The organism is Leptospira sp. WS58.C1 (genome assembly GCF_040833995.1).
GTDB classification, from domain to species: Bacteria; Spirochaetota; Leptospiria; order Leptospirales; family Leptospiraceae; genus Leptospira_B; species Leptospira_B cinconiae.
The window spans coordinates 151841-177346 of sequence record NZ_CP162138.1; the positions used below are offsets into that span (position 1 = coordinate 151841).

At 40.9% G+C, this 25506-nt stretch carries 26 protein-coding genes; 11 read left to right on the plus strand and 15 right to left on the minus strand.

Annotated features, from left to right (window positions below; genetic code table 11):
• Positions 1–37 precede the first annotated feature (37 nt).
• Positions 38–1927, minus strand: a complete 1890-nt coding sequence (locus tag AB3N61_RS17735) for an LruC domain-containing protein (RefSeq protein ID WP_020770042.1) — start codon at positions 1925–1927, stop codon at positions 38–40.
• Positions 1928–1986: 59 nt separating this feature from the next.
• Positions 1987–2733, minus strand: coding sequence for a ubiquinone/menaquinone biosynthesis methyltransferase (locus AB3N61_RS17740; protein ID WP_081603593.1), 747 nt, complete (start codon positions 2731–2733; stop codon positions 1987–1989).
• Positions 2734–2829: 96 nt separating this feature from the next.
• Between AB3N61_RS17740 and AB3N61_RS17745 the strand changes: the two genes are divergently transcribed.
• Together AB3N61_RS17745 and AB3N61_RS17750 are read left to right on the plus strand one after the other, a co-directional pair.
• The gene (locus tag AB3N61_RS17745) at positions 2830–3306 is read left to right on the plus strand and encodes a MotA/TolQ/ExbB proton channel family protein (protein WP_020770149.1); all 477 of its coding nucleotides are present in this window, start codon (positions 2830–2832) and stop codon (positions 3304–3306) included.
• Between the two features lie 6 nt (positions 3307–3312).
• Complete coding sequence (locus AB3N61_RS17750; RefSeq protein WP_367899329.1) at positions 3313–3708, plus strand: ExbD/TolR family protein; 396 nt, start codon at positions 3313–3315, stop codon at positions 3706–3708.
• A gap of 5 nt (positions 3709–3713) precedes the next feature.
• On the opposite strand, the gene AB3N61_RS17755 is transcribed toward AB3N61_RS17750, so the two are convergent.
• From AB3N61_RS17755 to AB3N61_RS17795, 9 genes are all read right to left on the minus strand, one after another.
• Positions 3714–4046 carry a nucleotide pyrophosphohydrolase gene (locus AB3N61_RS17755; RefSeq protein ID WP_020769944.1) on the minus strand — a complete coding sequence of 111 codons (333 nt, stop codon included), beginning with the start codon at positions 4044–4046 and terminating at the stop codon, positions 3714–3716.
• Positions 4043–5113, minus strand: coding sequence for a DUF1574 family protein (locus AB3N61_RS17760; protein ID WP_020770122.1), 1071 nt, complete (start codon positions 5111–5113; stop codon positions 4043–4045). The genes AB3N61_RS17755 and AB3N61_RS17760 overlap by 4 nt, the downstream gene beginning before the upstream one ends.
• Positions 5114–5116: 3 nt before the next feature.
• On the minus strand, positions 5117–6514 hold the full coding sequence (locus AB3N61_RS17765; protein ID WP_367899330.1) for an MBOAT family O-acyltransferase: 1398 nt from the start codon (positions 6512–6514) through the stop codon (positions 5117–5119).
• 2 nt (positions 6515–6516) lie between these two features.
• A complete protein-coding gene (locus AB3N61_RS17770) occupies positions 6517–7677 on the minus strand; it encodes an SGNH/GDSL hydrolase family protein (RefSeq protein ID WP_367899331.1) in 1161 nt (386 codons plus the stop codon).
• Positions 7678–7684: 7 nt separating this feature from the next.
• Entirely contained in the window at positions 7685–9193 is a 1509-nt protein-coding gene (locus AB3N61_RS17775) for an MBOAT family O-acyltransferase (RefSeq protein WP_367899332.1), read from the minus strand.
• Positions 9194–9256: 63 nt separating this feature from the next.
• The gene (locus AB3N61_RS17780; RefSeq protein ID WP_367899333.1) at positions 9257–10642 is read right to left on the minus strand and encodes a hypothetical protein; all 1386 of its coding nucleotides are present in this window, start codon (positions 10640–10642) and stop codon (positions 9257–9259) included.
• Positions 10642–11247, minus strand: a complete 606-nt coding sequence (locus AB3N61_RS17785; RefSeq protein ID WP_020769954.1) for an LIC20162 family protein — start codon at positions 11245–11247, stop codon at positions 10642–10644. The genes AB3N61_RS17780 and AB3N61_RS17785 overlap by 1 nt, the downstream gene beginning before the upstream one ends.
• Before the next feature lie 11 nt (positions 11248–11258).
• Positions 11259–12386: a glycosyltransferase family 4 protein gene (locus AB3N61_RS17790; protein WP_020770017.1), complete on the minus strand. Its 1128-nt coding sequence runs from the start codon at positions 12384–12386 to the stop codon at positions 11259–11261.
• A 15-nt stretch (positions 12387–12401) separates the two neighbouring features.
• Positions 12402–13712: a glycosyltransferase family 87 protein gene (locus AB3N61_RS17795; RefSeq protein WP_020770018.1), complete on the minus strand. Its 1311-nt coding sequence runs from the start codon at positions 13710–13712 to the stop codon at positions 12402–12404.
• 84 nt (positions 13713–13796) lie between these two features.
• On the opposite strand from AB3N61_RS17795, the gene queA reads away from it, so the two are divergent.
• From queA to AB3N61_RS17815, 4 genes are all read left to right on the plus strand, one after another.
• Positions 13797–14852: a tRNA preQ1(34) S-adenosylmethionine ribosyltransferase-isomerase QueA gene (gene queA / locus AB3N61_RS17800; RefSeq protein WP_367899334.1), complete on the plus strand. Its 1056-nt coding sequence runs from the start codon at positions 13797–13799 to the stop codon at positions 14850–14852.
• A gap of 51 nt (positions 14853–14903) precedes the next feature.
• The gene (locus AB3N61_RS17805; RefSeq protein ID WP_020769927.1) at positions 14904–16523 is read left to right on the plus strand and encodes an AAA family ATPase; all 1620 of its coding nucleotides are present in this window, start codon (positions 14904–14906) and stop codon (positions 16521–16523) included.
• A gap of 218 nt (positions 16524–16741) precedes the next feature.
• On the plus strand, positions 16742–16972 hold the full coding sequence (locus AB3N61_RS17810; protein WP_020769999.1) for a hypothetical protein: 231 nt from the start codon (positions 16742–16744) through the stop codon (positions 16970–16972).
• A 56-nt stretch (positions 16973–17028) separates the two neighbouring features.
• A complete protein-coding gene (locus AB3N61_RS17815; protein ID WP_020770064.1) occupies positions 17029–17337 on the plus strand; it encodes a YbaB/EbfC family nucleoid-associated protein in 309 nt (102 codons plus the stop codon).
• A 4-nt stretch (positions 17338–17341) separates the two neighbouring features.
• Here the strand turns inward: AB3N61_RS17815 and AB3N61_RS17820 are convergent, their stop codons facing one another.
• On the minus strand, positions 17342–18961 hold the full coding sequence (locus tag AB3N61_RS17820; RefSeq protein ID WP_367899335.1) for a peptidase M30: 1620 nt from the start codon (positions 18959–18961) through the stop codon (positions 17342–17344).
• Positions 18962–19053: 92 nt separating this feature from the next.
• Here AB3N61_RS17820 and AB3N61_RS17825 point away from each other — a divergent pair, with 92 nt between their 5' ends.
• Positions 19054–19839 carry a hypothetical protein gene (locus AB3N61_RS17825; RefSeq protein WP_367899336.1) on the plus strand — a complete coding sequence of 262 codons (786 nt, stop codon included), beginning with the start codon at positions 19054–19056 and terminating at the stop codon, positions 19837–19839.
• 37 nt (positions 19840–19876) lie between these two features.
• Here AB3N61_RS17825 and AB3N61_RS17830 read toward each other — a convergent pair whose 3' ends face one another.
• Positions 19877–20581 (minus strand): leucine-rich repeat domain-containing protein, encoded by a 705-nt coding sequence (locus AB3N61_RS17830; protein WP_367899337.1) that lies wholly within the window; start codon positions 20579–20581, stop codon positions 19877–19879.
• A 208-nt stretch (positions 20582–20789) separates the two neighbouring features.
• On the opposite strand from AB3N61_RS17830, the gene AB3N61_RS17835 reads away from it, so the two are divergent.
• From AB3N61_RS17835 to AB3N61_RS17850, 4 genes are all read left to right on the plus strand, one after another.
• Entirely contained in the window at positions 20790–21188 is a 399-nt protein-coding gene (locus AB3N61_RS17835; protein ID WP_020770070.1) for a Fur family transcriptional regulator, read from the plus strand.
• A complete protein-coding gene (locus AB3N61_RS17840) occupies positions 21185–22771 on the plus strand; it encodes a hypothetical protein (RefSeq protein ID WP_367899338.1) in 1587 nt (528 codons plus the stop codon). Before AB3N61_RS17835 ends, AB3N61_RS17840 begins: the two co-directional genes overlap by 4 nt.
• 1 nt (position 22772) lies before the next feature.
• The gene (locus tag AB3N61_RS17845) at positions 22773–24011 is read left to right on the plus strand and encodes an AZOBR_p60025 family cell surface glycopolymer formation protein (RefSeq protein ID WP_367899339.1); all 1239 of its coding nucleotides are present in this window, start codon (positions 22773–22775) and stop codon (positions 24009–24011) included.
• Positions 24012–24320: 309 nt separating this feature from the next.
• Complete coding sequence (locus AB3N61_RS17850) at positions 24321–24578, plus strand: RNA recognition motif domain-containing protein (protein WP_008589002.1); 258 nt, start codon at positions 24321–24323, stop codon at positions 24576–24578.
• Between the two features lie 46 nt (positions 24579–24624).
• Here the strand turns inward: AB3N61_RS17850 and AB3N61_RS17855 are convergent, their stop codons facing one another.
• A complete protein-coding gene (locus AB3N61_RS17855) occupies positions 24625–25107 on the minus strand; it encodes a DUF4269 domain-containing protein (protein ID WP_367899340.1) in 483 nt (160 codons plus the stop codon).
• An 18-nt stretch (positions 25108–25125) separates the two neighbouring features.
• Complete coding sequence (locus AB3N61_RS17860) at positions 25126–25479, minus strand: LB_289 family protein (protein ID WP_036089886.1); 354 nt, start codon at positions 25477–25479, stop codon at positions 25126–25128.
• Positions 25480–25506: the final 27 nt, after the last annotated feature.

The window sequence follows — 25506 nt, forward strand, 5'->3', positions numbered from 1 at the left end:
TTTTAATCCGCAACTTTTGTAAGCGGGGGTTCTTGTTCTATGCGGTTAAAGTTTGTTTTTTTCTCAGGAAATAAACCGCAATTCCGCCTGCGATGACTAGTCCCATTGCATAGAAGATCGCGAATTTTTTCACGGAGAGGAACAGATAACCGAGTAGGCTGCTATCACTTGGGACAGGGAATACTTTGGATTCGTTGGTCACATCGAAATACCAAGTTTTATATTCTTTTCCGCCGGAAGACACCCAAAGATTGAACTCAGAATATCCCGACTCGGAAGCCTTTCTGATATCATATTTTTCATAAGGATATTTCCAAGCGCCTGGGACCAAAATTGCCCAAGGGAATCCTGTGCTGTCCAGATATTTGTCAGTTCCGTTATTGTTCTTATACAATCCAGGGAAATGGATCTCTTGTTTTGTATTGAGAACATACGCATACAAGTCGTACGGGAAGGATCCCAGTTTGGCTCTTTCAACAGGAGCGTTGAATACGATCTCCACTGTTGCGATAAAACCTGGTTTGAATACATCCCCAGGGTGAACGTTCTGACCTCTAATTGTCTTGTTCGAGTCATCAAAGATCTGGTAACCTGATTTCAAATTTGCAGCGGTTACGCTCACGGTGTTTGGGGCTACTTCTACCTTTCCGTCCGCTTGGGTCAGTTTATAAGTGATAGAAGCGCCTACATCCACAGGCAACTTGATGAACAATTGGTGTCTATAACCTGCACCTTTTGCAACGTGTTGGTAAGTTCCTCTGAGTCTTACTATCTTTCCGGAAGAGTTCAGATCTTCTTCATTCTTGAATTGGATCACGTAATCGTTTAAGTCGGCATCACCTGCGGAAGGATATAGGTCCTCGTAAGCAACCGTGAATACTCCCTCTGCCGGATAGGCAACTTCGGTGGAACGAGTCGCGTCATTTGGATAGATATCCGTATCGTCAGGTACTCCGTCACCGTCAGTATCGGCAACTTGGGTTGCTGGAAGATTGATCTCGTATCGAATGGTCCTATTGATCCCAAGAACCGATTCCAGGCTGATATATTGAGTAATTGATTCTCCGCCGATCGAGATATCAATAGTGATATTTCCGACGGAAGTCGGAACGGTCAATGTTCCGGTTACTTTACCGGAAGAATCGGAGACGCCTTGGAATAGTATATTATTATTTTCATCATATACTAGAACCGTCGCTCCGGGAACCACGTTAGATTTTTTATCTAATACAGTAAGGTTCAAAGGAATATTGATCGTTGTATTGTAGTTAAAACTCGGTTCTCCTTTCGGATCTTCTACCACAATGATAGCCACTGTAGGAGTTCCTGAAGAATCTCCTGATCCGGTATTCGAACCGCTTCCTGAATTAGAGCCGGTGTTCGAGTTATCGGAAGATCCATTCGATGCAGTTGAATCGGTATTTTCTCCTGATCCGGAGTTAGAAGAAGAACCGGAGCCTGAATCGGAAGATCCGGTGCTACTGTTTCCATTGGAAGAACTGGTATTATTACTTGCGGTATCGGAAGAAGAATTAGACCCGGAATTGGAATCATTCGGACTTCCTGAATTTCCGGAAGAAGATCCGGATGTATTGGAAGTGTCCGAAGTATTCGAATTGGAAGAAGTCTGATCGGAAGAACCGCTGGAGCCGCTATTCGAATCGCTATTTCCGGAATTGGAATCCGATGGGGTAGTGGTAGATCCTCCACTATTATTCGTACTATCCTCAGGTGGGGGGGTTACAGGATTACCGGAACCGTCTCCAGGAACAAATACTACTCCAGGGCTTCCACTATTTCCGGGAACTCCTCCGGTTGCGGTATGTTGGCTTCCTAAGAAGAAAAACGGAAGTAAAAGGCCGTTCTTTTTATTGCCACAATTAAAAACGAACCCGGCAATCATTGCCAGGGCTAGGAACTTTTTCATGAAGGGTCTCCCCACTCTAATCTCTTTACATTAAGGAGACGGGGTGAAAAGGGTTGGTACTACGGTCTATTAGGTTTTTTTCCTATATGAAGAACACTATTCCCGAAAACAAAATTAGTGTATCGAACCTTTTCGAAACCTGTTTTTTCCAATTTGGATTTTAAACTTTTTTGGTCCGGATAATAAAGTGAAGAAACCGGTAAATAATCGAACATTTCATTTTTGCCTCCCCAGAGTATATAACCGAAAAGGGGAACGATCCTGAAAAAATAAAAATCTGCGAACGCTTTTACAAAGGGATTTTCGACTTTTCCTACGTCGAGATTTGCGAATACTCCGCCGGGTTTGAGCACTCTGTAAATTTCCGACAAGGCTTTGTCTAGATCGTTCACATTTCGGAGACCGAATCCGATGCTGACAGCATCCAAGCTTTCATTCTTAACCTGGGAAAGATTGGTGGCATCTCCCCATTCTACTTTGGCTCTACCTTGGGTAATCGGTTTTTCTAATCTTGTTTTTGCGACTTCTAACATGTTTTCGGAGAAGTCCAGGCTTAGTAAAGATTCCACTCGTTTGGACTTTTCCAGACGGATGGAGATATCACCTGTTCCGCAACAAAGATCTAAAACTCGGATAGGCCCCTTGGTTTCCGTTTCGATCTCTTTGACCAGTCTATTCTTCCAAGATCTGTGTAAGAACAAGCTACTACAATCGTTGAAACGATCGTATTTGGAAGCGATCCGGTTGAAATTTACTCGAACGAAATCGGCCTTCGTATCTGAAGAAGGCATTTGAAAAGAGGCCATTTCCCTTAGGATTTTGACGGATCTATAGGGTGCAAGAGGGATTTGGATTTTTGTTCGGATGACAGAAAGGATAAGGCCCCGTATTTTGGAGAAACGATGAAAGACCTAAGCTTTCTACAAAGATTGGATTGGGTTTCGGGGCTGATCATTCTTCTTTCCGTTTGGAATCTCGGAACGTTTATCCATGTATGGAGTATTCTTCCGAAAAGAAAAGAGTCCTTAAAACAAAACTTCTTAACCGAAAACAATCCTTCCATCTGGGAGGAAAAACTTTCGGAAGTATTATTTCCCATAGAAACTAAACTTTCCTGGATGAAACATTTGGCCGGGATCTCAACTATGCTCGGACTTTTAGGGACCGTGCTCGGGATCTCCGAGGCTTTCTCTTCCCTACAGGCGGCGGGAACGGTTAGTTTAGATGCGTTTGCAGGTGGGATTAAGCTCGCACTTGTAACCACGATCCTCGGATTATTCGTCGCGATCCCTTCCTTATTCGGTTTCCAATTCTTAAAACATAGATTATTGGACTTGGAAAGAGAAGCATTGTCCTGGTTAAAGATCCCTCCTAGGTAGGAAAAAATGCGAAAGTCGATCTTAAAAGAAGAAGATCCTGGGATAGATCTGACCAGTTTTATAGACGTAGTATTTATACTTCTTGTCTTCGTAATGTTGGCGGTCAGTTTCCGAAAGGAGATCCGGTCCATTCCATTAGAACTTCCTAAAGTAGGGCAGGGTGAAGATCCGAAAGGAGAAAGAGTCGAATTCGTACTTTTGACTGACGGTTCTTATAGAATAGGAGAGGAAAAGGTCCAAAAATCCGTTTTGGAAGAAAAACTAAAACAGGGGCTTGTTAAAGAAAAAGAAGTCCGATTTTTCGCGGATAAAACTGCCAACTACGAAGAAATCGTGAAAGTATTGGATTTGTTAAGCAAATCCGGAGCATCTTCCCTGGAGTTGGCTGTCCAAGGACAATAAAAATATTAAAGATCCTTTAACTTAGGATTGTTCTTGTGACGATCCTTGTCACGAGTTGTGTTCTTTTCCAAAGTAGCCTTAAAAGCTTCCTCCAAGGAAATCCCCATTTGGTTGGCTAAACACGTTAGAACAAAAAGGATATCTCCTAATTCCTTAGCTAATCCCTCCGGATCTTCTCCTTTTTTGAATGATTGGTCTCCGTATTTTCTTGCGACCAAACGGGAGAATTCTCCCACTTCTTCCATTAAAATGGCAAGGTTCGTAAGTTCCGAAAAATATTTTACTCCGATGGTCTTGATCCAATCATCTACCGTCTTTTGGGCTTCGTCGAAGTTCATCTTGTTTTGGGAAGATTTCCCTTTTCCTGTAAAAATTCGACCAGAAATCTAGTAGGTTCCGCATAACATCCGCCGCTGAGATGATGAGGATCTATAAACTTTTGGCATTTCATTCGGGAACGATATTCTTCCATATCCAATACTAAGGTTTCCGGATATTCTTGTACCAGTTTATTTCGTAAGCGGATCCATTCTTGGAAGAATGGAGCTGATCTTACCTTTTCGGAAAAAGTGGAATATAATAAAGGAGTCCATAAGACTACTTTAATATGATTCTCTCTTGCGGTTTTTAAAAAATTCCTAAGAAAGTATTCTTGGACCTTGGAACTTTTGAAATTTTTATATGACTCGTTAAAAATCCTCTCGGATTCCGAACCTAATTTATCTTCCGGAGTATTCGCCAAGAGTCCGTTCGGAATTCCTCCCTTGAACTTGTCTGATTCGTTGATAAGAATATCCCGAACATACATAAGTTGTTGGACTTCCCACGGATTTTTGATCCTGGAAAATGCTTCCTTAAACCTGGGAGGAAATACGGAAGTCCTGAATACTCTCGCTTTTAGAAAACTATCCCATTCATTTGTGGAGAATATATCCCAGTATTTTAAGAAAAATGGGAAATCATAAGAATAACGTAATGGATATCTGTTCGCGAAATCGGTCCCAGAATCGGGATAATATTCCAAAATGGCGTAATCTAAGGGAATTTCTTTCTTAAGAAGTTTTTCCAAAGTGAAATTATGGAAAGAATAAGGAGCGGAAGGCCCTGAAAGATTGTATACGATCAGGCCCGGGCTTTCCTTTGCAAATTCTACTAAGGAAAATTCTCCCATGTGAGAAGTTCCAAAGAACGTGAGCACTTTTTGGTCTTCCGTTTTTGAATCCGTCTCTTTTTTCATAGTAGAAAGGACCTTGTCTTTCATATTATAAAAATAATATTCAGCTCCTGTTTCCGTATAAGGCCTGATCTTCTCGGAAGAAAGAAGTCGATCCCATACGATGAGTAAGGCGGCAATCCCGAGAGGGATCCAAAGAATTTTGCGCTGTAACAAAGGAATTTTTTTCATAATCTAAAACGCGAAGTAGATAAAATCTTGTCCCTTGCCCGCGTAATTTCCGAAGATCAAAGCTCCGATCAACAGAAAAGCAAGTAAAAGTTTGGCCCTGTTTCTTTGGAACCAAAGAGGATAATGTGCCGGAGCTTCCGCAGCATGGAAAATGATTCCTCCGATAATATAAGGAATTACTAAATTGAAAGAAAGAGTACTAGCCTGCTCAGGACGGATATGAAGAAACCAGCTTTTGAAAATGTAAAAACAATCCCCTATATTAAAAGAACGGAAGAATACCGCCGCAAGTGTAAATAATAGATATGTCCATAGGATCCGAACCCCTTGGAAAAATTTCCCGGTTTCAGGCAGGACCCTCAAACCCTTTCTTTCCATGAACCTTTCCACAAACAGAAAGAATCCGTGAGAAAGTCCCCAGGCTAAAAATGTCCAGTTTGCTCCATGCCATAAACCCCCCAAAGCGAAAGTGATCGTTTGGTTGATATTGGTCCTGAACTCGGAGATCCTGCTTCCACCCAAAGGAATATAAATATAATCCTTAAGCCAAGTGCCCAGGGTGATATGCCATTTTCTCCAAAGCTCATGGATGTTCTTGCTGAAAAATGGAGCGTTGAAGTTCCTCGGTATATTAAATCCGAATAATAAAGCGCAACCTCTAGCTACGTCCGTATATCCGGAGAAGTCGGAATATACCTGCCAAGTAAATCCGATAGCCGCCAAAAGTAAAGATCCGCTTCCGTATTCTTTCGGTCTTAAAAATACAGGATCGATCAAACTTCCTAAATTGTCGGCGATCAGGATCTTTTTGCATGCTCCGAGTCCGACCAAAAATAACCCGATATAGATCGCGGTCTTATGAATTCTTAAATGTTCCAGTCTCGGGAAAAAATCTTTCGCCCTCATGATAGGTCCTGCGACCAACTGAGGGAAAAATAACAAGAACAAAGTAAAATGGAAGAAACTCGGAAGCTCTTCCACCTTTCCACGATAGACATCTATCATGAAAGCCATGACTTGAAATGTATAAAAGCTGATGGCTAAAGGAAGAATGATCCTAAAAGAAAATGTACTCGTATTAAATAGGGATAAATTCGTTACGTAGAATAGATTGTCAGAAACGAAATAAAAATATTTGAATATTCCTAAGTTGATCAAGTCGATCAATACGATAATCGTGAGCAATTTTTTACTTTTTGTCTTTGCGATCGGCTGTAAGAAAAGATAATTTACAAATACGATCCCCATGAGATGCAAAAGGAAAGGGGGATTCCAAGACGCGTAAAATGCTAAGGATGCAATGAGCAATACCCATTCTCTGTACTTGCGACTTTCCCAAGACCAATATAGAACATAAACGATCAGAAAGAATACGAAAAATAAAGTGGAGGTAAAGATCATTTTTATTTTTTCCGGTTCAACCCAAGGATAGAGGGTAAGTCGGCGGAAAATATCGCGGAGAATTTTTCCATTCCTGCCTTATTCAAATGGATAAGATCGTAATAATAATCCCCGTTATTTGCTCCATCTAGGCTCGCTTGATAATCGAGTAGCGGGGTAGTCGGATCAATCTTTCGGATCTCTTCTTCCCAGATCTTATTCCTGTCCGGACTTCTCCAATTCTTAATGATCTCACTATACGGTGCGATCACTCCTATGATCTTGATCTTTTGTCCATTTTCCAGGCCGACTTGGCGAATATCATTATGCAGGATCTTTAATCTATGGAAGTAGTTGTTCACCTGTTTGGTCCTTTCTACTTTGATAGGAGTTTTTTCTCCTAATCCGCAGGTGTCCCAGATCGCTTTCTTATGGAATTGGTCCGAACCCACAGGAGCAGCGATCCCATTCCCAGGATTTGTGATTTTCAAACAAGATTTGATATCTTTTACTTCCGGGAACATACTGATACTCGGAAGATTTGTATTCTCATGCGGCCAAGGAGTAAGCTTTGCTTCTTTTTTCCTTCTGCTGATATCTTTCAAACGTTTGGACGGATCTAAGATAAAATCCCTGATATCCCTTCTGTATGCGATACTTTTGAACGCCAAAAATCCAAGATCGTCATAACGCACATTATAATTGAATTCGTAGATTAAAGGAAAAGCCATTCTTCTATCCAACTCTCCAAGCATAGCAAGAGTGTGGATTTGTAGGTCTTCTTGGTCTACCCACGGCGTGGAGATTTCCAGAATATGTAAGACGGTATGTACTTTAGGGAATTTAGGAAGAAGGTTCCGCACAAGTGCATCTTGTACTACAAGTTCGGTCCCTTCCATTGCTATGGATTGGATCTTCTCCCCGTAAGGTTCCAAGGTCTCGTTTAAAGTTTTAAGAGAAAGCCCCTGGTGAGCGACCGAGGTTCCAAGAAGAAGGATCGTAGGTTCGAACTCGGCCTTCTTCTCCAAGACGTAATCGGTGTTTCGGATAACGTTTGCTGCGAAGGATCCTTTTTTTAAATAAGGTCTATAAACTCCCGTTTGTAGGCATAAATCGAATAAGGCCAATACGAGGATCGGTATCCAAAAACTTCTCTGACGGATCAAACTGATATACGGATTCACTTTCACCTCAGAAATCGAAATACAGGAAGTTTTGACCTCCTGCTCCGAAGAACAGAATGATAAATAGATTCGCAGTGACGAATACTCCGAACTTTTTCTTATTTTCCACGATCGTTTCTATCGGGTTTCGGGAGAAATAATAGGAAAGAATGAAACAGATCACAAGTAATATTCCGTAATCGTAATTTACAAAAGTTTTAACGGAATAGATCCCGCCGGGTACTGCGAAGACCAGCGATTTCATCATTGCCCAGGCGGCTTTCATTGTTTTGGCACGGAACATAATGAATCCGAAAGAAAGACAGAACATGGTGAAAACTCGAGCTCCGATATCGTAACTTATGCCGCCTCTTTCGTTTAACCAAGAGGCAAGCTTGGTTTTGGAATATTCTCTATGAATTCCGAGCATAATCCCCTGCCAGAGTCCCCACCCGACAAAATGATAAGCAGCTCCATGCCAAATACCTGCGAATAGCCAAGTGATAAAAAGGTTTCTGTACCCTTTTAAAACTCCTACTCTGGAACCGCCGAGAGGTATATAAATATAATCCCGGATCCAAGTGGAGAAGGAGATATGCCAACGAGACCAATGATCCGCGATATTCCTTGCCACCATCGGAAAGTTGAAGTTCGGATCGAATTTGTATCCGAAAAGTCTTGCGGTTCCGATCGCGATATCGGTATATCCCGCAAAGTCGAAATAGATCTGCCATCCGAAAGCCAAAGCTCCGACCCAGATCTCGGCGGGATTTAGAATTTTATAATTATTGAATGTAAAGTCTACTACCTTAGCCAGATTATCCGCGAATACGATCTTTCTGGTAAATCCCATTAGGATCTGAGCAAAAGCGATCTGCACATCATCTGCAGTGACTTTTGGAGTATCGTCCAAATCCCTAAAAAATGTGTGAGCACGAACGATCGGTCCTGCCACCAATTGAGGGAAGAAGGATACGTACAAAGCAAAATCCAAGAAGGACTTACGAGCCTCCAGATTCCTTCGGAATACGTCTATGGTATAACTCATAGACTGGAACGTATAAAAAGAAATACCGACAGGCAAAATGATCTTTAGATGTTCTATCTTGAGAGGCTCACCTGTGGAGATCTGATTGATTAAGTCGGCAAAAACTTCCAAAAGGAAATTTGTGTATTTGAAATAAGCTAAGATCCCAAGATTTGTGATGAGAGATACGATCAAGCAGAGTCTTCTGAACTTTTCAGAGACTTCCGCTTTACTCATCAATCTTCCCGCAGCATAGTCCACGACCATGGAAACGATCAGGATTATGATATATAAGTTGATATTATAATTACAGAAGGATAGATCGATCCAGTTCTCGTACCAAGAAGAGGTCCTGATATCGTCACAAACTATCGTAGCAGGATGCCAAGCGTTATAGAAGTAGAGACTGGCAAGAAGAAGGAAAACCCGTTGGTATGTACCTTTTAGGATCTTTGCTAAGATCAAAACGATCGGCAAAAATACGAGAAAATGGGCTGAATTGAACAGCATTCGTTCGTTTGTCCTCGACTCCTGTGCAGTTTTTTGGACTGAGAGAAACCCACAAGCACTTATTTACTCGTTCCGATATACCGGCTCCGGAGTGATATCCTCATACTTATCTTCGATCCCTTCTATAAAACTTTTGTGCGACTTTTCGGATCTAGGAAGAGTGGAATAAGTGAAATTCACCAAAAAAAGTAAGCTCACATAAGAGAAAAAAATAATATGAGAGATGGAGCGTATTCCAAATCGCAAATTGTCGAATTCCAAAGAACGAAGTACTAAAGCCGCAAAGATCAAAAGTCCTATTACGGAAGAGACCCAGAACTCGAAAAAATAACCTTCCCACCAAGTGTAAAATACGAAGGAAGGAATAAGCCAAAAGAATAAAAGAATGAGTTCCGTTTTGAAGGACTTCCAGAGGCGGATCCAATTCAAGAACGCCAAAAATAGGATCCCGACCCAAAACGTTAGATTCAAATTATAAGGAAAACTTTTGAGAGAGGTCAGTTCGTTTGTATTTACCCTAAGTCCGTTCTTGACACCTTCAAAATTTAAAAAGGCGTCTCCAATCCCTCTATAAAAATTTATGATATAATTTTTCGGTCCTGGTGCAGCTCCCCACCTTTCTTGGGAAGCGTATAAAAATAGCCAGTTGGCAAAATTTTTCTCACTTTCGATCGGAGCAGATAAATTCCTTTCTAAAAGAATAAATCCCACATACAAATAAGAAAGTGTTAGGATAGTCACTACTGAGAATAAATATGCGAAGATAAGTTTGAGTTTATAAGAATATTCGAAACTTCTTCCTCTCCATTTATCCGCAAGAAGGACCGAAACAGGTACGAACGTCAGAAAAATCGTATCCGATTGGTGATAATAGACATTCCAAACCTGCAAAAAACCTGCTATGTATAATTTTCCCGGAGACCAACCGTTCTTGGAATTCCAAACACAGAGTAAAAATAAGGCGGCGGTAAAACAGGAATGGATGAGTGGAGTGTCGTTATGCTGGGCATAAAACCAAAATCCTTGGGAACAATGGACTGCCAGTCCCAAAAGAACCGCACCAATCATGTCCTTGTACAATCTCCAGTAGGACAGCATGAGTATAAAAATGAAGAAGGATGCGACCGCCAACACTCTAAGCCTGAGTCCGAACATTGCGGAGTCAGCCCCATGAAACCAATACCAAAATTTTAAGTACAATAATCCTGTACTTTCGAAACCTATATGATGCGGATTGAAAAATACCTTCCAGTATTTATTGGTTACTATATTATGAGTGTAAACGATGGAGTCCCAATCGTAATGTCTGGATAAAAATCTCAGATCGAATAAGAATAAGATCCCGGTAAAACAAATTAGGAATAGAAAGCCCACCCAAAGGGAAGGAGAACGGAATATATTTTCTCCTTTTTTAAGGAATTCTAGACTTTCCAAGGAACGTTTGAGCATTAAACGGATCTGAACACGGAAGATAAGAACTCACGATTACTTTTAGAAAAAAAATAAGGAGATTCCGCAAGTACTGAATTTTCAGTTTCGGAAAGATGGATCCTAAAAGATAATTTTTCCAAACCTAAAAGGGAACGGAACCATCCCGATTTATGATGGATCTGTAAACCGGTTTGATCCGGATTCCAACGAATGATTTCCTTCCCTAAAAGTCCCCATTTGGTAACTGCAAGCCTATTATCTTCCGTTACAAAAACTTGAAATAGGTTCTTTCGCAAAAACCGGATCAGATCCAAAAAGAAAGCGAATGCGATATAAGAGATCACAAAAAGTGCAGAATAGTCGTATAATCTTTTGTCGGTTAAAAGAGAAAGTTTTAGTACCTTGGTGATCTGTAGTAATTCCACAAATTTAAAGATCCATGTGGAAACTAATGTCCAAAAAGGAAATAAATAGAATAACAATACTCCGTAAACTAAGATCGCAAAGAATGGAGGTATATAATTGATCTTTAATTTACTTTTTTTGATCTTACTGGATCTAATTTCCGGTTCGGAGCTTTCCCAATTCCACCATGCGGATTTGGATGTATCGGATTTGTTCATACTTTGAGGGCCTAGGAGTTTTTCTTTCTTGATTTCCAAAGTTCTACGAGAGAATTTTCGACTAGCTTTGCGGTGGAATCCCAAGACCAATCGTTTTTACTCGGCTTTCTGCCATAGATCCCTTTTTTACCGGCCAAGGAAAGTGCGTTTTTCCAAGCCTCTAAATTCTTAGGAGAGACGAAAGAGTCCGTAAGCTCGTCTAGAACCTCGTGGAATACCGGAATATCCGAAACAATACAGGGTTTGTTTTCTCGGATCGCTTCCAGCAAAGGCAGCCCAAAACCTTCATGCAAAGAAGGGAAGATAAAATAAGAACAATTTTTATAAAGCCAACCTAGTTTAGAATCGTTCGGGTTCTCTATAAAATAGATCCCCTCCTTCTCTAAGCCGCCTTCTTTTAAAAGAGAGGTAAGCCCCTCCGATTTCCAGCCGAGTCTACCGGCAAGAACTAACGGATAAGGAAAATTCGGTTCTTCCTTTTTTAAGGAAAGATAAGCTTCTACAAGAGTGCTTAAATTTTTCCTGGGTTCTAAAGTACCTACGGAGAATAAAAAATTTTTTGGCAGAACTTTTTCGGGAGCGGTCACGGATCCGAAACCTTGAACTCCCGGATAGACTACTTCTAATTTTGGCTCCAACTCGGGTAAAAAGTTCAGAATATCATTTTTGGTATTTTGTGAAAGGCAAAGGACCTTATCCGCTTTTTTTAAAGTGATCGGAGACAAGATCTTATGTTGCCAATAATTCGCAGTGGTCATTGTTTCCGGAGCGGACTTGAAATTTAGATCATGATAATTTACCAAGGTAGGGACTTTTAGTCCGAATGCAGGAAGTAACTGTAAGGTCCCCCAAAACAGATCTATCCTATGCTTTTTCACCAGAGAAGGTATCGTAAAATTCAGCCATAAAACTCCCGGAAGTTTACTTGGAATAAAAGTAGGAGTCAAACCGATTAGATGATTAAAAACGGGATGAATAGGTTTATTTGAATACAAATAATATTCTAAAGGAGAATCAGGACGTAATAACCTTTGTAAAACTTCCGCAAGGTATCTCGAATTTCCTGTTATTCCATAAGACAAGGGTCTTGCATCTACCGCAACCCTCGGTTTATATTTTAAATTTTCCTTTTTTAGCATCGGTTTACAAAAAGATCAAGCGGTTCTATCCGAATAGAAAGTGCACATGTACTGTATTAAGGAAGTATATAATAAAAAGGAGAACATGAGTATCGCTTCTTCCGCAATGTTTCCTATAAAACTTCTGTTTAAAAGTAGCACTAAGATGGAAACGGAGATAAAGATCGTAGCGGATCTATATTTTATTAGATTTGTTTTCCATTTTTCCCAGACTAAAAGTGGTTCTCCTTGCTCCGGCCAAAGTTTAGAAAGAATGAATGCAGTCGGGAATAATAAGAATACGAATGCATGGATCCAGGAAATCCCGCTAAAAATTACCGAAAAGAAGAATAATCCGGATAATACAAATCCTTCCGAGGCGCCTTTAAATACTCTATACAAATAAGGGCCTGCAATCCCTAAACTTAAAATGCCGGAAATGATCTTTACTTGATTTACTGTCAAAGTAGTAAACGGCATTCCGAATCTTCCCTGATTTAATAAATCAGAATATGCTAAAAAGTATTTGGATAGGGTAGAATTCAAACTTTGGTTATTCTTCCAAGCTCTCAATGCGGGAGACTTAAGATACTTATCTAAAACCAGATCATACCAGGTTTGGTTCATTTTCCAAGTGAACTCAAGGTCATACAAAGCGGGGAGTGCAATCCAACCAAAAGCGAATACGATCGTATAAACGATTACCATCGGTCTTTTTTTGTATAAGAAATAAAATAAGAAAGCTGCAGGTGTGATCTTGATCACGATCGCAAGAGACAAAACAAGTCCGGATAGCCAATCCTTTTGGACGGAAACAGAAACCAAGATCAGTAATAAGAGCAAGAACCCAACTTGGTTATTGTTTTGGTGATTCTCTACAAATCGTAAGGATAAAAGTAAAACTGCTGATAAGAATAAGAAGGATTTTTCTCTTCCTAAAAGTTTCCCGATCAATAATAAGCTTACAATTAACGCTATAAAATTGATCGTAAAAAAGATCCCGGATGCAATATGGAATGGAAGACCGGAAATCGGGATGAGCAAGAACGCAAAAGTTGGCGGATAAATATAAGAACCTACATTTTCTACTTTTGCTTTGATCCTAAAGAATACTTCCGGATCGAATATCTGATCTAGTTTTAATTTGCCGCTTTCGAATTCTTGGACCACTTCGGATAAAGCGTCCAAACTATATAGGTCCTTGCCTTGTTTGAAATTGCGTGAGGCTTCGTAATAGTCCGAAAAATCGGAAGAAAGTTCCGTGCGGCTGAACCCGTTTGCATAAAGAAAAGCTAAGAATAGAATGAATACTAAAAGAGGGCCGGACTTTTTCAGGTCGATCCGCATTCAGGTACTCTTTTCTGTCCGCCCGAAAAAGCCAAGAAATTAAAAATCGATTCCCGAATTCTTCGGATCGGATTCATTGGAAGAATGGAATTCCAAGATCTGTCCGATTTTGATTTCGAACTTCCCGAAGACCAGATTGCAAAATTTCCGGCGGCTAAAAGAGATAAAAGTAGGCTGCTTGTTTTAGGTAGGACCCAGGATTTTTTACAAGAAGAAACGGAATTTTCAAGAATACTCGATTATCTCCGAGAAGGGGATGTGCTTGTCGCAAATGCAACCAGAGTTTCCAAACGAAGAGTATTCCTCGTTACTAAAACGGGAAGAAAACATGAGGCAATGTTTCTTTCTGAGACCGAGCCCGGGGTTTGGAAAACTCTTACTCGAAATTCTAAAAAATTGAAGTTAGGAGATATCGTCTCCGACGAGGTAAGCGGGAAATTCCTTTTTTCCGTAATAAAAAGAGAAGAAGAATTTACCATCCTCCGGTCTGAAACAGAGCTAGATGAGAACTCATTCGAACTGATAGGCCGCACTCCCATCCCGCCCTATTTCAAAAGGGAAAGTACTTCGGAAGACGATGTTCGTTACCAAACCGTATATTCTAAAAATCTGGGTTCAGTTGCGGCTCCTACGGCTGGTTTACATTTTACTCAGGAAATATTGGTGGAACTGAAAAACAGAAACATAGAATTCTTAAAATTAGATTTGAAAGTGGGTTATGGCACATTCCAATCCTTGAACGAAGATCATTTCGCGAATAAAAAATTACATGAGGAAGAATTCGACCTTCCTTTGGAAACAGCGGAACTTCTCAACTTAGCCAAAAAAAACGACAGAAGAATTATTTCCGTAGGCACAACTACACTCAGGGCATTGGAATCCGCTTATGATACAAACACCAAAACGTTCAAACCAGGAGAAGGAAAAACGAGGTTATTTTTGCAGCCCGAAGATTCTATCCTAAGTTGCGAAGGTTTGATTACGAATTTTCACCTTCCGCAGAGCAGTTTACTTTTATTAGTTAGCGCATTTTCAGAAAAAGAAAAAATACTCAAAGCTTATAAATACGCCATAGAGCAAAATTTCCGTTTTTTTTCCTACGGAGATTCCATGCTGATTTTGGACCCTGAAAAGAAATAACCCCAACTTATTTAATTGAGGAATTCGACGCCAAACCGGAAACTGGGAAAGGTGTTACGCAAGGTTCTTCCTTCCCAAACTGAAATTCGATTTAAAGCGGCAAAGCCGGCCAAACTGAACGGACTGCCAGACTTTTTAGTATTTCATAAGGAAGAGGTGAGAACCTTCCGCCAAGCCCTGGAAAACCCGGGACTCTTCCGACATATTTTGATTACCGGTCCGGAAATAGAAGCAAACCTTCTACAATTCGGACAATATCTGGAAGAACTCGTAAAAGGCCAACCGGTAGTTGCGGAACCGAATCCGACCTTATTGTCCTTGGCAGGATTTCCTTTTGAAAACAAATACAGACCGGGAAAAATTTCGGAAGCAAACGGCGGACTTTTACTTCTTCCCATCAAACCCTTTGTAGAAGATCCGGATCTTTATTATTTTCTAAAGGGAGTACTTCTTACAGGGAAGATAGATTTTTTATCTCTACCGGAAGGATCCGATTCTATCCATATCAATCGATTTCATCCAAGTATTGATTCCAGGTTTAGGCTTATTTTAGTGGGGGAAGAGACTGAAGTAGATTCGATCTCTCAGATAGACGCTGACTTTTACGGAAGTTTTGATTTTAAGATCCATATGCCCTACGAGATCAGTTTGGAAAAATCCTGGCTTCCTATTTTTTCAGGACTAGTCAAGTCTTGGGAGAAGCCGGGTTATCCTCCTTTGGATCAGGCTGCCTTGGATTCCCTATTGGAACTTGCGCTCAGATGGAATGATAGCCAAACTAAACTTTCCCTTCATCTTTCGGAACTTCGCTCTTTTGTGAGAGAAGTATTAGCATTTAATAATAAAGGGAAGAAGGTAGTGGGTAGGGCAGAGATAGAAGCAGGTCCTGCGCTGATCCAAAAAAGAACCGCTATTCATAAAAGAAAATATATAGAGAATATAAAAGAAGGCCTTATCGGTGTTCCTCTGAAAGGAAAGAAGACAGGGCGGATCAACGGACTTTCTGTGATTTTGTTGCAATCTTCTTTGCTCGATTTCGGACAGGTGAACCAGGTATCAGCCAGGGTTTCATTGGGTTCCGGAAATCTGATTAACATAGAAAGGGAAGTGAACCTTTCGGGAAGCCTTCACGATAAGGGAGTGTTCATCTTACAGTCCTATATCAAAGGAATGTTTTCTCATACCCAGTCGTTCGGTTTGGACGCTTCCATTTTATTCGAGCAGAATAGTTCTCCGATCGATGGGGATTCTGCAAGTTGTGCGGAACTTCTAGCGCTTCTTTCGGCACTTTCCGGACTAGAGATACCTTGTAATATTGCGGTAACCGGGGCTCTTTCTCAATATGGGGATATCCTTCCCGTCGGTTCCGTAAACACGAAAATCCAGGCCTGGTTTGACGTGATCCGACTGACCGGCTCTCCTCGAGAGAAGTACAAAATTTATATCCCGAAAGACAATATGAGGGATCTGAATCTTCCGAGAGAGATCAGGGAAAGTATGAAAAAAGGGAATTTCCAGATCTTCTCCTGTTCTCATGTGGAGGATTTAATCCCGGATATTTTCGGTGTCCCCGCAGGTAGGATCTCTAAATCAGGTAAATATCCGAACGGCTCTCTTTTTAGCATTATAGAAGAAAGAATCGATCGCAAAAGGGACGGAGAAGAACATTAAGCCGTCTCTGTGAACTTTGTGGTCTCCGTGCGAAAACCGGATGCAATAGGGTGTTTCGCACAGAGTTCACGGAGCACACGGAGTTTAGACTCGATTCTGAAAATTTTGGAGTTCTTCTCACCTTTGCGTGAGATCATTTTATGACTCAAAAGCCCGATTTTTTCTCAGAAATCCTCTAATCAGTCTGCCCCGAAACGACCGATACTTTAGATACAGTCATGAAACGTCGGGCAAATATCAATATTGAGTCCTCTCTTCTGGTAACCTTGGTTGCGAGTTTGGGATTCTTAGTGAGTTTGGGAATTGCCCCTGTCAGGACCGGAGGTTTTTTAACCGAGGAACCGGTCTTACGAGAACTCATCCCCGACCAATTTACTTGGGAACCAAGTTCGGAACAGATCCGAGATCTGCCGGAGAGAATGGGAGAAACCGGACCTAGCCTGGTTTAATTTCTTGCTCCGCTTCCCGGTCTGAAAATCCTATCAAGAAAGACCGGGAGTGTTCGATGTTCGGCAAAAGTTTAGATAATCTAAAACAAATGAACCAGATGCGGGTTCGTATGAAAAAATTGGAGAAAGAACTGGAGGCACTGTCCTTCGAAGGAAAATCCAAAAACGAATTGGTGGTCTGCATTACCGACGGAAAACAAACCGTTCAAGAAATCCGTATCGAAGATTCTTTGCTGGCTAAAAACGATAAAAAACTACTTCAAAAAAGTATCAAACAGGCTGTAAACCAATCTATGGAAGCGGCCCAAAAAGTTGCGGAAGAAAGAATGGGAGAATTCAAATCTCTTCTTTCCGGAATGCCTTAATTTTCTAAGGAATTTTATATTCGCCAAAAATTTTCTGTTTCGTCCGATTCCGAGAGAGTTTAAAGAACTCGTGAGGGCAGATCGGACGAGTGTCAGAAGACTCAGGAAGAACGATCGCTTCTTCCCCTTCGTTGTCATCCTCGGTAATTCCTAATGAGACCGAAACATTTCCGGACCTTTTCATTTCGGTATTGATCTGTAGAGAATACAGGTTTCCGTCTATATTCTTTTTTAATAATACTAATCGTCCGATCGAACTGGAATTGGAACGGTCCGCTTTTACGAATTGGATCTGTCCCGGATTCAATTCCCCTAACGGAGTGATTTCCGGTATTCTTAGAGGATCGTATAATTTTCTGAGAACATCCCCGTCCGTTCCCGCAGCAGGGAAAGGGAAATACTGGATCGTATAAGTTATATCCTGTAAAAAATCGGAAGCGCCACTTGTATCCGTTCCGGATTGTGCAAACTCGGGAGAAATATCCCCTAAAGATTGCCATAAGAATGCGGGATAAATTTTCTTAAAGATCTCTGAACTGTCTGTCCCGACCGCGTTTTTTATTTCCTGGGAAGAATTCAGGTAATTGTCCGCACTCGTTTTGAATAAATGGAATAATCCGTATGCGTCCGAGGCTCTATACCCTTTAGGACCCTGGACCCCGGTCCTAAAAAACGTATTTCTAGAATCAGTATCGTTCCCGGAGATCATATATAAGTATTTCATGAAGGAGTATGCGAATGCGTAATCTACCAGAGAGTTAAATTTAGAACTTCCGAATATACTATTTCCGTTCACTCCTCTGGAGCATGCATTGGAATTCCGACCTCTATAACAATTGATCCGATTGATCTGGGGAGAATAACCCGCGATATCTGCGGCTACTTCGCTGGTTCCTTCGTTGATCCAAGCCTCGTCCCTTCCTCCTCCTTGGCTCATGATCCTTGCCTCGTATTGGAATCGGATCAAATGTTGGTATTCGTGGGCGAGGGTGGCGAGGAATGTATCCGGTTTTCCTAAGGCAAGGTCGGAGTTCCGTACAGCGACCAGTTCCACACCGTCCATATACACAATATTCGAATAATTAGAACGGACCGCATAATTGGAATTATCCGGAAAATAATCCACCGGATCGAAAAACCCTGCCACAAAAGAAGAACCGGTCTGGCTCCCGTCATGGATGTCGGATACTATAACTGCGACTTTTCCATCTCCATCTAGATCGTCTGAAAAACCGAAAGCCTCGCCGAGTCTTGGATAAATTTTAGAATCGAATTCTTGGGCGATATATTGGTAATCTAAAGCGGATTCTAAACCGTTAGTTGTGTAAATATTTACGTGAGCACCTGAAGCTACTTTCTTGGTCTGCACACAGCTAGAACTGTTCTTTACAAGATTACGGATCCAGAATGTATTATTGCCGCCGCAAGAACTAGATACTTGGGCTAAAGAAAGTAGATCGTCTATACTAGGTTCCGATTTGTCGTTTGTTCCGAGTGCGTCTTTGCTAACCACGCAGTCGGAAAGTATGAATATCAAACAAACCGAAAGTACGAACGTATGGAAAGATCTGCCTAATGGCATACAAAGGGACTTCCAATAACCGTCTCCGGTCAAAACCTTCATGATCTTTCCTATCAAAAAAGAAACTAGCTTTACGCCTTGATCCTTTTTGTTAAGGTCAATAATTATTCAGGGTCGAATGGGAGCAAGGATCATTGGCTAAAAAGGTTCCGAAGATTTGGAAATTTTTTTCCAAAAAATTTCAATATATCGTAATTTTTTCGTTAGGATATAATTGCGGATTTCGTCCTTCTCCCTTACACAAAGATCCGATCCTGGGTCCACAAATTCCCGCATTCGATTCTGTCCCGGAAAGTGGAGAATATTTTTCCGAGATCAAAAAAATCCCGACCGGATTTTATATCAGGCAGGTGTATCTAAATCACTCCAACAAAAAAGAAATGTTGATCAGTCAACTAACGGTGAGCGGATCCAAAAATTGGGAAGAGACAAGGTTTGAGGGACAACTAAATCTAGACGAGTCCGGAAAATATTTCAGATTTCGTCCCAGGCTTTGTCGGATGTTCACAAGTAAAAATCCGGGAGATCGTTGGACCTTAACTCGGGCTTACGAATGTGATCATTTCGAATTTCTAATATGGAAATCAGGTCCGGAGGATATTCGTTTAACTCCGGGTCCGGAAGGAGAAGAAGAGGGAATTCTTCTGAAAAAATCAAGATCATCCAATATTTCTCAGATCTCAGCGATCATTTTGAAGACGGATCCGGCTATCACAAGTATTTGGGGGATACGCCTTTCCAGAGTGAGAAAAGGTGCCAAGGCTATATTAGAAAAAAGAGATGGAAAGAGAACCGAATTGAATTCTCTGAAAACGGTAGAGACTACCGGAGAGATCAGGACTGAAAAATCAATTCATGCAGAGCCTGGGGATATGATCTTATACATGAATCCCGGGGAAGCGAGACCTCTCGCTTTATAGCCCGCCATGTGGGCTTCAGGAGCGAAGCGACTATAGATCAATCCAATCCCGTTTCGGAACTAAAGATCTTACGTAAACCCGGCATGATCTTTACATAGGGTTGTATTTTTCTAAAGTCTGAAATTTCTTTGGCAGAAACGTCCGAACCGTCCAGTTGTAAATGGACCAGGTTCGTAAGACCGTATAATGGACTTAAATCTTTTACTTGGGTCCTGCCCAAATAAAGTTCGATTAGGTTCGTACAATGTTCCAAAGGTCTTAGATCCTTGATCTGAGTGTGTTTTAGCTGCAAATGTCTCACACTACATCCGGATCCTAAAAAACCGAGATTGGAAATTTTGGAATCGGTCAATTCTATTCTAGTCAACCGATTCCAATACAGATATTTATTCAGATCTTGGTCGGTTAGTTCCGTTTGGTTTAGGATCAGACTATCCAATTTTGCAAAACGATTTAATGGAGAAAGATCTTTTACGGAAGATCCTGAAAGGTGAATGGATCTTAATTTAGGAAGGTCCGATAAACCTTCCAGTGATTTTATTTCTTTGGAATTTAGCTCTAGGACTTCTAATTCGGAGAATGCGGAAAGGTCGCTCCAACTCGGATTGTTTTCAAATCCCAACCATCTAATTTCTTTAGGATATTTACCTAAGACCTCACCTTCGGAATTTCGTACTGGGATAAGATGATTCGACTGGGAACAGGCGAATAAAAAATAGAGGATCAGAAAGGTTTTCCTCATAAGATCGAATCTATTTCGGTCAGGAGTTCCTACAAGCAGTTTAAAATCGGATTTTTTACATCGACTTCACTCGGTTGTCATGTAGGAGTTCCTACAATCAATTTAGAAACCGATTATTTTCCCTTCATTTGCAGGTTGGAATTCCAACGGGAATCGAGTTGACATCTGTCTCCTTTTTGGAGCAAGATAAGATTCGAAGCCGGTCTGAATGGAAGAAGATAGAAAATCCGCCTCTCGAAACACTAAACAAAAGGGCGAGATCCTGAGAGTCATCCGTGATGCAAAAGGCCCTCTTTCCGTAAAGGAAATCCACGATATCTCCAAAAAATCCATACAGAATATAGGGATTGCCACCGTGTATCGGTCGGTGAACCATCTTTTAGAATCCGGTTTGATCCATGAGATCCAATTACCCGGCGAATCTTCCCGTTTCGAGATCAGCCATCTGGACCATCATCATCATTTTCATTGTAAGATCTGTGACCGCGTCTTTGATGTGGAGATCTGTCCTTTCCCTATGGAAAATCTACCCAAGGGATTTTCATTAGATTCTCATGAAATTATCTTATACGGCGTTTGTTCCGAATGTAATAACTCGACAAAATGAATCCAAAAAAACTAAAATTTAAAATATTCTATTTAAGCATTCTATTTATCGCCTTATTTTCCTTAATCGATCGGATCGTATTGGATAATCTACTTTTCGGATTTCCGAATGAGTTGGAGTGGGATACCTCTCCTTGGTTCAACTTCTTAGAAAAAAGAAGAAGGATCCAATTTTCCGAAAATGAAAAAGGAGCCCTGATCGTAGGGAGCAGTGTGGCTCTTTATTCTTCACTTCCGGAAAGAATGAATGAAAAACTTAAAAGTTCATCCATCCGCACGGAGTTCTATTCCCACCCCGCTTTAACACCTTCCGATCTCTATTTTTATAAGGAAGATATAGTCTCCAAAAAACCCAAACTTGTGTTTTTCGTTTTAAATCCTGCCGATCTACAATTGGATTTTCTATTATCGGAAAAAGAAAGCGAAGCTAGACTTGCCCAATACAAACAAAATCTGATTTATCAGGAAAAGTCCATCATCGACTTTCAAAATTTGGAATATTCCGAAAATACCTTAAACGATGTTTCCGCAAAAACAAGACATCAGAACAGGATGATCTATCCTGCTCAATATTTAAGGGAGAAGTATCAGAATATCCTGAATATCGGCAAATCCGCCTTTTTATCTCTTCTTTCTAGATCCCTGTTTTTAGTGGTCCGGTATAGAAGTTTCTTATACGATCCTATGGACGCATGGATCGAAAACCACCTTAGAAGTGGGAGATCCTATCATTATTATACTGGGATCATTCCGGAAGAAGGGATATATCTAAGAGGATGGGCCAAACCGGAATTTTCGATCGATTGCGAAATAAAAAACGGAGTCTTTGAAGAGAGTGTATTCTTCCAAGAGAAAGGAACCACTCTTAGGATTTGGGGGGAAAGTAAACCGATATTATTCGATAAAACTTTTCCGAAGTCCGGTTGGCATACGATTAGGTTTGATGTTCCGGAAAAGTCGGATAGGATCAAATTAAGAATTGCTTCCGATAAAAAAATCTCCTCTTTACAAGTCGACTCCAGGATTTTCGGAACCGAAGAAATTTACGGGATCCGACTTTCTCAGAACTTCTGCAGAAATAAGATCCGAAAACATATCTCTTATATTCGAATTCCCGGTATAGACGATACTAGGATCTCTAAAATGGATGATCAAACTTATTCCAAGGATTATACCGAAAGGATCTACGGGTATAAGGGAGAAAGTTCCAAAATGTCCAGGTTAGTCACCCTTAGAATGGCGAAGATCAAATTGGCATCCTCTCCGAAATTTTTTACTTGGTCCGAATTGGAGTATTTAAAAAATGCGATCGTATATCTGGAGACACAAGGTATCCGTGTGATTCTCGTAAATTCTCCGGAAAATCCTTTTGAAAGAGAAGTATATGAATCCAGCCCTTGGTACAAGGGATATATTTCTTATTTGGAAAATTTAGGAACAGATAAGTATAAATTCAAAAATGCGGTATCCGATTTTACGGACAAAAGATCCTTTCTAGATCCTCACCATTTGACCTACCAAGCTTCCGAAAAATCCTCAGATTTGTATGCTGATTGGATCTTGGAAACATTAACGGAAAAGTAGAATGTCCGAATTCTTATCTAAATTTTTGCCGAATGAAAAACTAAAAGCGGAATACACTGCGGTTTTACAAAATCCTAAACTAATTACCGTCGTTTTTCTCGTTTTGTATTCCTTCTCCTCGATTTCTGTGTGGAAAAAATATTCTTGGAGTCCGAGTTCTCAGATAAATTTTGGGAAAGAATTTGCGGATCAAAATAAAGAGCAAACTCCTCCGGGCGCGATCGTATTCTTAGGTGAGGAGGGGAACTTAGGCGCAGGCTACGACGGACAGATCTTTTATTATTATTCTAGAATGTTATCCGGCTTTAGCCTGGATTGGCCTAAAGGTTTTGAGACCAGTTTTAGGGCTCCTAGAATAGGTTATCCGCTATTAGTCTCTCCATTCGGCTGGTTCGGAATGTATGGGACCATCTTAGGGATGTATATACTGAATCTGGGGATTTTCTATCTTTCTTATCTTGCGATCCGAGACTTACTGCCGGACTCCAAAAAATATGTAAGCGCATTCTATCTACTCTCGCCGTTCGCCTTAGGAAGTTATATTTTACTCGTATCAGACACGGTAATGATGGGACTGAGCGTTCTAGCGTATTGGTCTTTTATCAAAAAAAGATTTATAACCTTCTCTTTACTCGCCGGTCTTGCCATTCTTACGAAAGAACAGGCTGTCTTTTTGTTTTTCCCATTGGGACTTGCCACATTATTCCAAAAGGAATTCAAAAAAAGTATCTGGGTGGCTTCCTCTTTGATTTTACCTGGGGCCTGGAGTCTCTATCTTAGGACCCAATTCCCGGAATGGACCCCGGGAAGTTTAAGCCATTTCTTTGATCCGTTCGGCGGGCTTATAGGATATTTTGGGGAACTCCGACAGGCTCTCCTTTCAGGAGATAGGAATTTTATCCTACTGATTAAAAAATTCTCCAGAATTCCATTGGTACTTCTGCTCGTATCCGGGACCTACCTGTTATTCAGAGGCGATTGGAAGAAAGGACTGGAATTTAGGTTAGGTTTTGGAATTCTTTTATTAACCGCGTATGCCGGAGGTTATATTCTTTACTGGGCCACTTACGAAAACGTTTCCAGAATGTTTACATTCAGCCTTCCGTTATTAATTTTTTGGGAAAAAGAAGATGATAGCCTTCCGAGCGGAATCTATTGGGCTCTAACCGGCATTATTCTAGTTTCGTTTTTAATAAAATTGGCATTCGTTTCCAAACCCCTACGTCACTTGGTCTGGTAATTAGGCTCCTATCCCTGCGATTGTTTTTTTTGCGGTGAGTCTCTACAAAAATTTTCTTAGACTTGATTCTTCTTATAAAAGAATTAGAATGGTCTTATTGTAGGTCCGCTGTTCAGAAATCCGCACGTGTCATTGTAATCAGATCGGTGAAATCCGAGCTTTGCTTCTCTTAGAAACCCTGCTATCCGCGATTTTGCCGTCGTTCAAATCAATCCCGCTGTTCTTAAAGAGTGTTATGTCTTTATTGTTGGCGAATTGGTCTCCCGTTTGCGAGTCGGAAGCTGCCTAAATTTTTTGTTCGAGGAAAGCATGCAGAATCGCAAACTTTTTGTAGGAAATCTTAATTACTCAGTTCGCCAGCAGGAAATCAGTGACCTGTTCTCCAACTACGGAGAAGTAGCTTATGCGAAAGTAATTGAAGGTAAAGGATTCGGATTCGTGGAAATGGCTAGCGAGGAGCAAGCCGAAAACGCGAAGAACAGTCTAAACGGAACCGAGTTCAAAGGTAGAACTTTGAATATCGATATCGCAAAACCACAGACTTTCAACAAACCAAGAAGACATTAAGATCTATTCTCGGGGAGGGTGACTTCCCCGAGTTTTCCTATCCATTTTACTTTTTCTCATATCCCAAAAGGGAAGTGTATGGATCTCCTTCCAGGCCCAAAAGTTCCGCAAATGCCGCTTCGGTACTTTTTCCGGCTTTCTTTTTTTCCATAACGGACAATCTAAAAGTCTCTCCCTTTTCTTTCAGGATCTTCTCTTCAATAATCATATGCAGATACGCAATCTGTTTTTTGGGAGGAAAGCGTTGCGCCACAATTTCTACTTTTTCTGATCCCAATCGGAATCTACAAATGAGAGAGGGGACATTAGCCAGAACTCTTTCCGAAAGTTGAAAATTCGGATAAGAAGAAAAAGACTCTAAAACTTTCAGCAGAGAAGGTTTTAACTCGCAAATAATATCTATATCGGAATCAGGAAGATCCACTCCGATCGGAATGGAACCTACGAATTCTGGAGAGAATTCGGAAAGGGTTTGCAGAATGTGATGGTCTTTTAGAAGTGAAGCACAATCCGAAAATCGGTTTGTCATCCGGACAAAAGTAGGCGATTAAACGCCTACTTCTTCCTCTGCGTCCTCGTTTTCTTCTTCTACGTTTAGAAGTTCCACGAGCTCTTTATAGGCTCTTTCTTTTTCTACAACGCCTGTTTTCTTAATCGCTTTTTTGAGGACATCGTCCCATTTCTTCTGGGGAAGGATCACTTGCATCTCTTCCAAAACTTCCAGAATATTGATATCGTCCTTTGTATTAAAGATCTCTGTAGCGTCGTAACGGAATAATCCGGAAAGTTGATCGATAAAATCGCCGACTCCGTTTCCGCCTCCGCGTTTATCTAGGGCCTCTTGTTTTTTTTGTGCTTTGCGGAGATCTCTTTCTCGTCTCTCCAATTCGGTTCGTTTCATAAAAGAACCCTCTCTTATCGGCTCTAC

Excerpts from the sequence above, each read along its gene's own strand:
- AB3N61_RS17735 (WP_020770042.1), bottom strand. The coding sequence starts at position 1,927 with ATGAAAAAGTTCCTAGCCCTGGCAATGATTGCCGGGTTCGTTTTTAAT.
- AB3N61_RS17740 (WP_081603593.1), bottom strand. The coding sequence starts at position 2,733 with ATGGCCTCTTTTCAAATGCCTTCTTCAGATACGAAGGCCGATTTCGTT.
- AB3N61_RS17745 (WP_020770149.1), top strand. The coding sequence starts at position 2,830 with ATGAAAGACCTAAGCTTTCTACAAAGATTGGATTGGGTTTCGGGGCTG.
- AB3N61_RS17750 (WP_367899329.1), top strand. The coding sequence starts at position 3,313 with ATGCGAAAGTCGATCTTAAAAGAAGAAGATCCTGGGATAGATCTGACC.
- AB3N61_RS17755 (WP_020769944.1), bottom strand. The coding sequence starts at position 4,046 with ATGAACTTCGACGAAGCCCAAAAGACGGTAGATGATTGGATCAAGACC.
- AB3N61_RS17760 (WP_020770122.1), bottom strand. The coding sequence starts at position 5,113 with ATGAAAAAAATTCCTTTGTTACAGCGCAAAATTCTTTGGATCCCTCTC.
- AB3N61_RS17765 (WP_367899330.1), bottom strand. The coding sequence starts at position 6,514 with ATGATCTTTACCTCCACTTTATTTTTCGTATTCTTTCTGATCGTTTAT.
- AB3N61_RS17775 (WP_367899332.1), bottom strand. The coding sequence starts at position 9,193 with ATGCTGTTCAATTCAGCCCATTTTCTCGTATTTTTGCCGATCGTTTTG.
- AB3N61_RS17780 (WP_367899333.1), bottom strand. The coding sequence starts at position 10,642 with ATGCTCAAACGTTCCTTGGAAAGTCTAGAATTCCTTAAAAAAGGAGAA.
- AB3N61_RS17785 (WP_020769954.1), bottom strand. The coding sequence starts at position 11,247 with ATGAACAAATCCGATACATCCAAATCCGCATGGTGGAATTGGGAAAGC.
- AB3N61_RS17790 (WP_020770017.1), bottom strand. The coding sequence starts at position 12,386 with ATGCTAAAAAAGGAAAATTTAAAATATAAACCGAGGGTTGCGGTAGAT.
- AB3N61_RS17795 (WP_020770018.1), bottom strand. The coding sequence starts at position 13,712 with ATGCGGATCGACCTGAAAAAGTCCGGCCCTCTTTTAGTATTCATTCTA.
- queA (WP_367899334.1), top strand. The coding sequence starts at position 13,797 with ATGGAATTCCAAGATCTGTCCGATTTTGATTTCGAACTTCCCGAAGAC.
- AB3N61_RS17810 (WP_020769999.1), top strand. The coding sequence starts at position 16,742 with ATGAAACGTCGGGCAAATATCAATATTGAGTCCTCTCTTCTGGTAACC.
- AB3N61_RS17815 (WP_020770064.1), top strand. The coding sequence starts at position 17,029 with ATGTTCGGCAAAAGTTTAGATAATCTAAAACAAATGAACCAGATGCGG.
- AB3N61_RS17820 (WP_367899335.1), bottom strand. The coding sequence starts at position 18,961 with ATGAAGGTTTTGACCGGAGACGGTTATTGGAAGTCCCTTTGTATGCCA.
- AB3N61_RS17830 (WP_367899337.1), bottom strand. The coding sequence starts at position 20,581 with ATGAGGAAAACCTTTCTGATCCTCTATTTTTTATTCGCCTGTTCCCAG.
- AB3N61_RS17835 (WP_020770070.1), top strand. The coding sequence starts at position 20,790 with ATGGAAGAAGATAGAAAATCCGCCTCTCGAAACACTAAACAAAAGGGC.
- AB3N61_RS17840 (WP_367899338.1), top strand. The coding sequence starts at position 21,185 with ATGAATCCAAAAAAACTAAAATTTAAAATATTCTATTTAAGCATTCTA.
- AB3N61_RS17845 (WP_367899339.1), top strand. The coding sequence starts at position 22,773 with ATGTCCGAATTCTTATCTAAATTTTTGCCGAATGAAAAACTAAAAGCG.
- AB3N61_RS17850 (WP_008589002.1), top strand. The coding sequence starts at position 24,321 with ATGCAGAATCGCAAACTTTTTGTAGGAAATCTTAATTACTCAGTTCGC.
- AB3N61_RS17855 (WP_367899340.1), bottom strand. The coding sequence starts at position 25,107 with ATGACAAACCGATTTTCGGATTGTGCTTCACTTCTAAAAGACCATCAC.
- AB3N61_RS17860 (WP_036089886.1), bottom strand. The coding sequence starts at position 25,479 with ATGAAACGAACCGAATTGGAGAGACGAGAAAGAGATCTCCGCAAAGCA.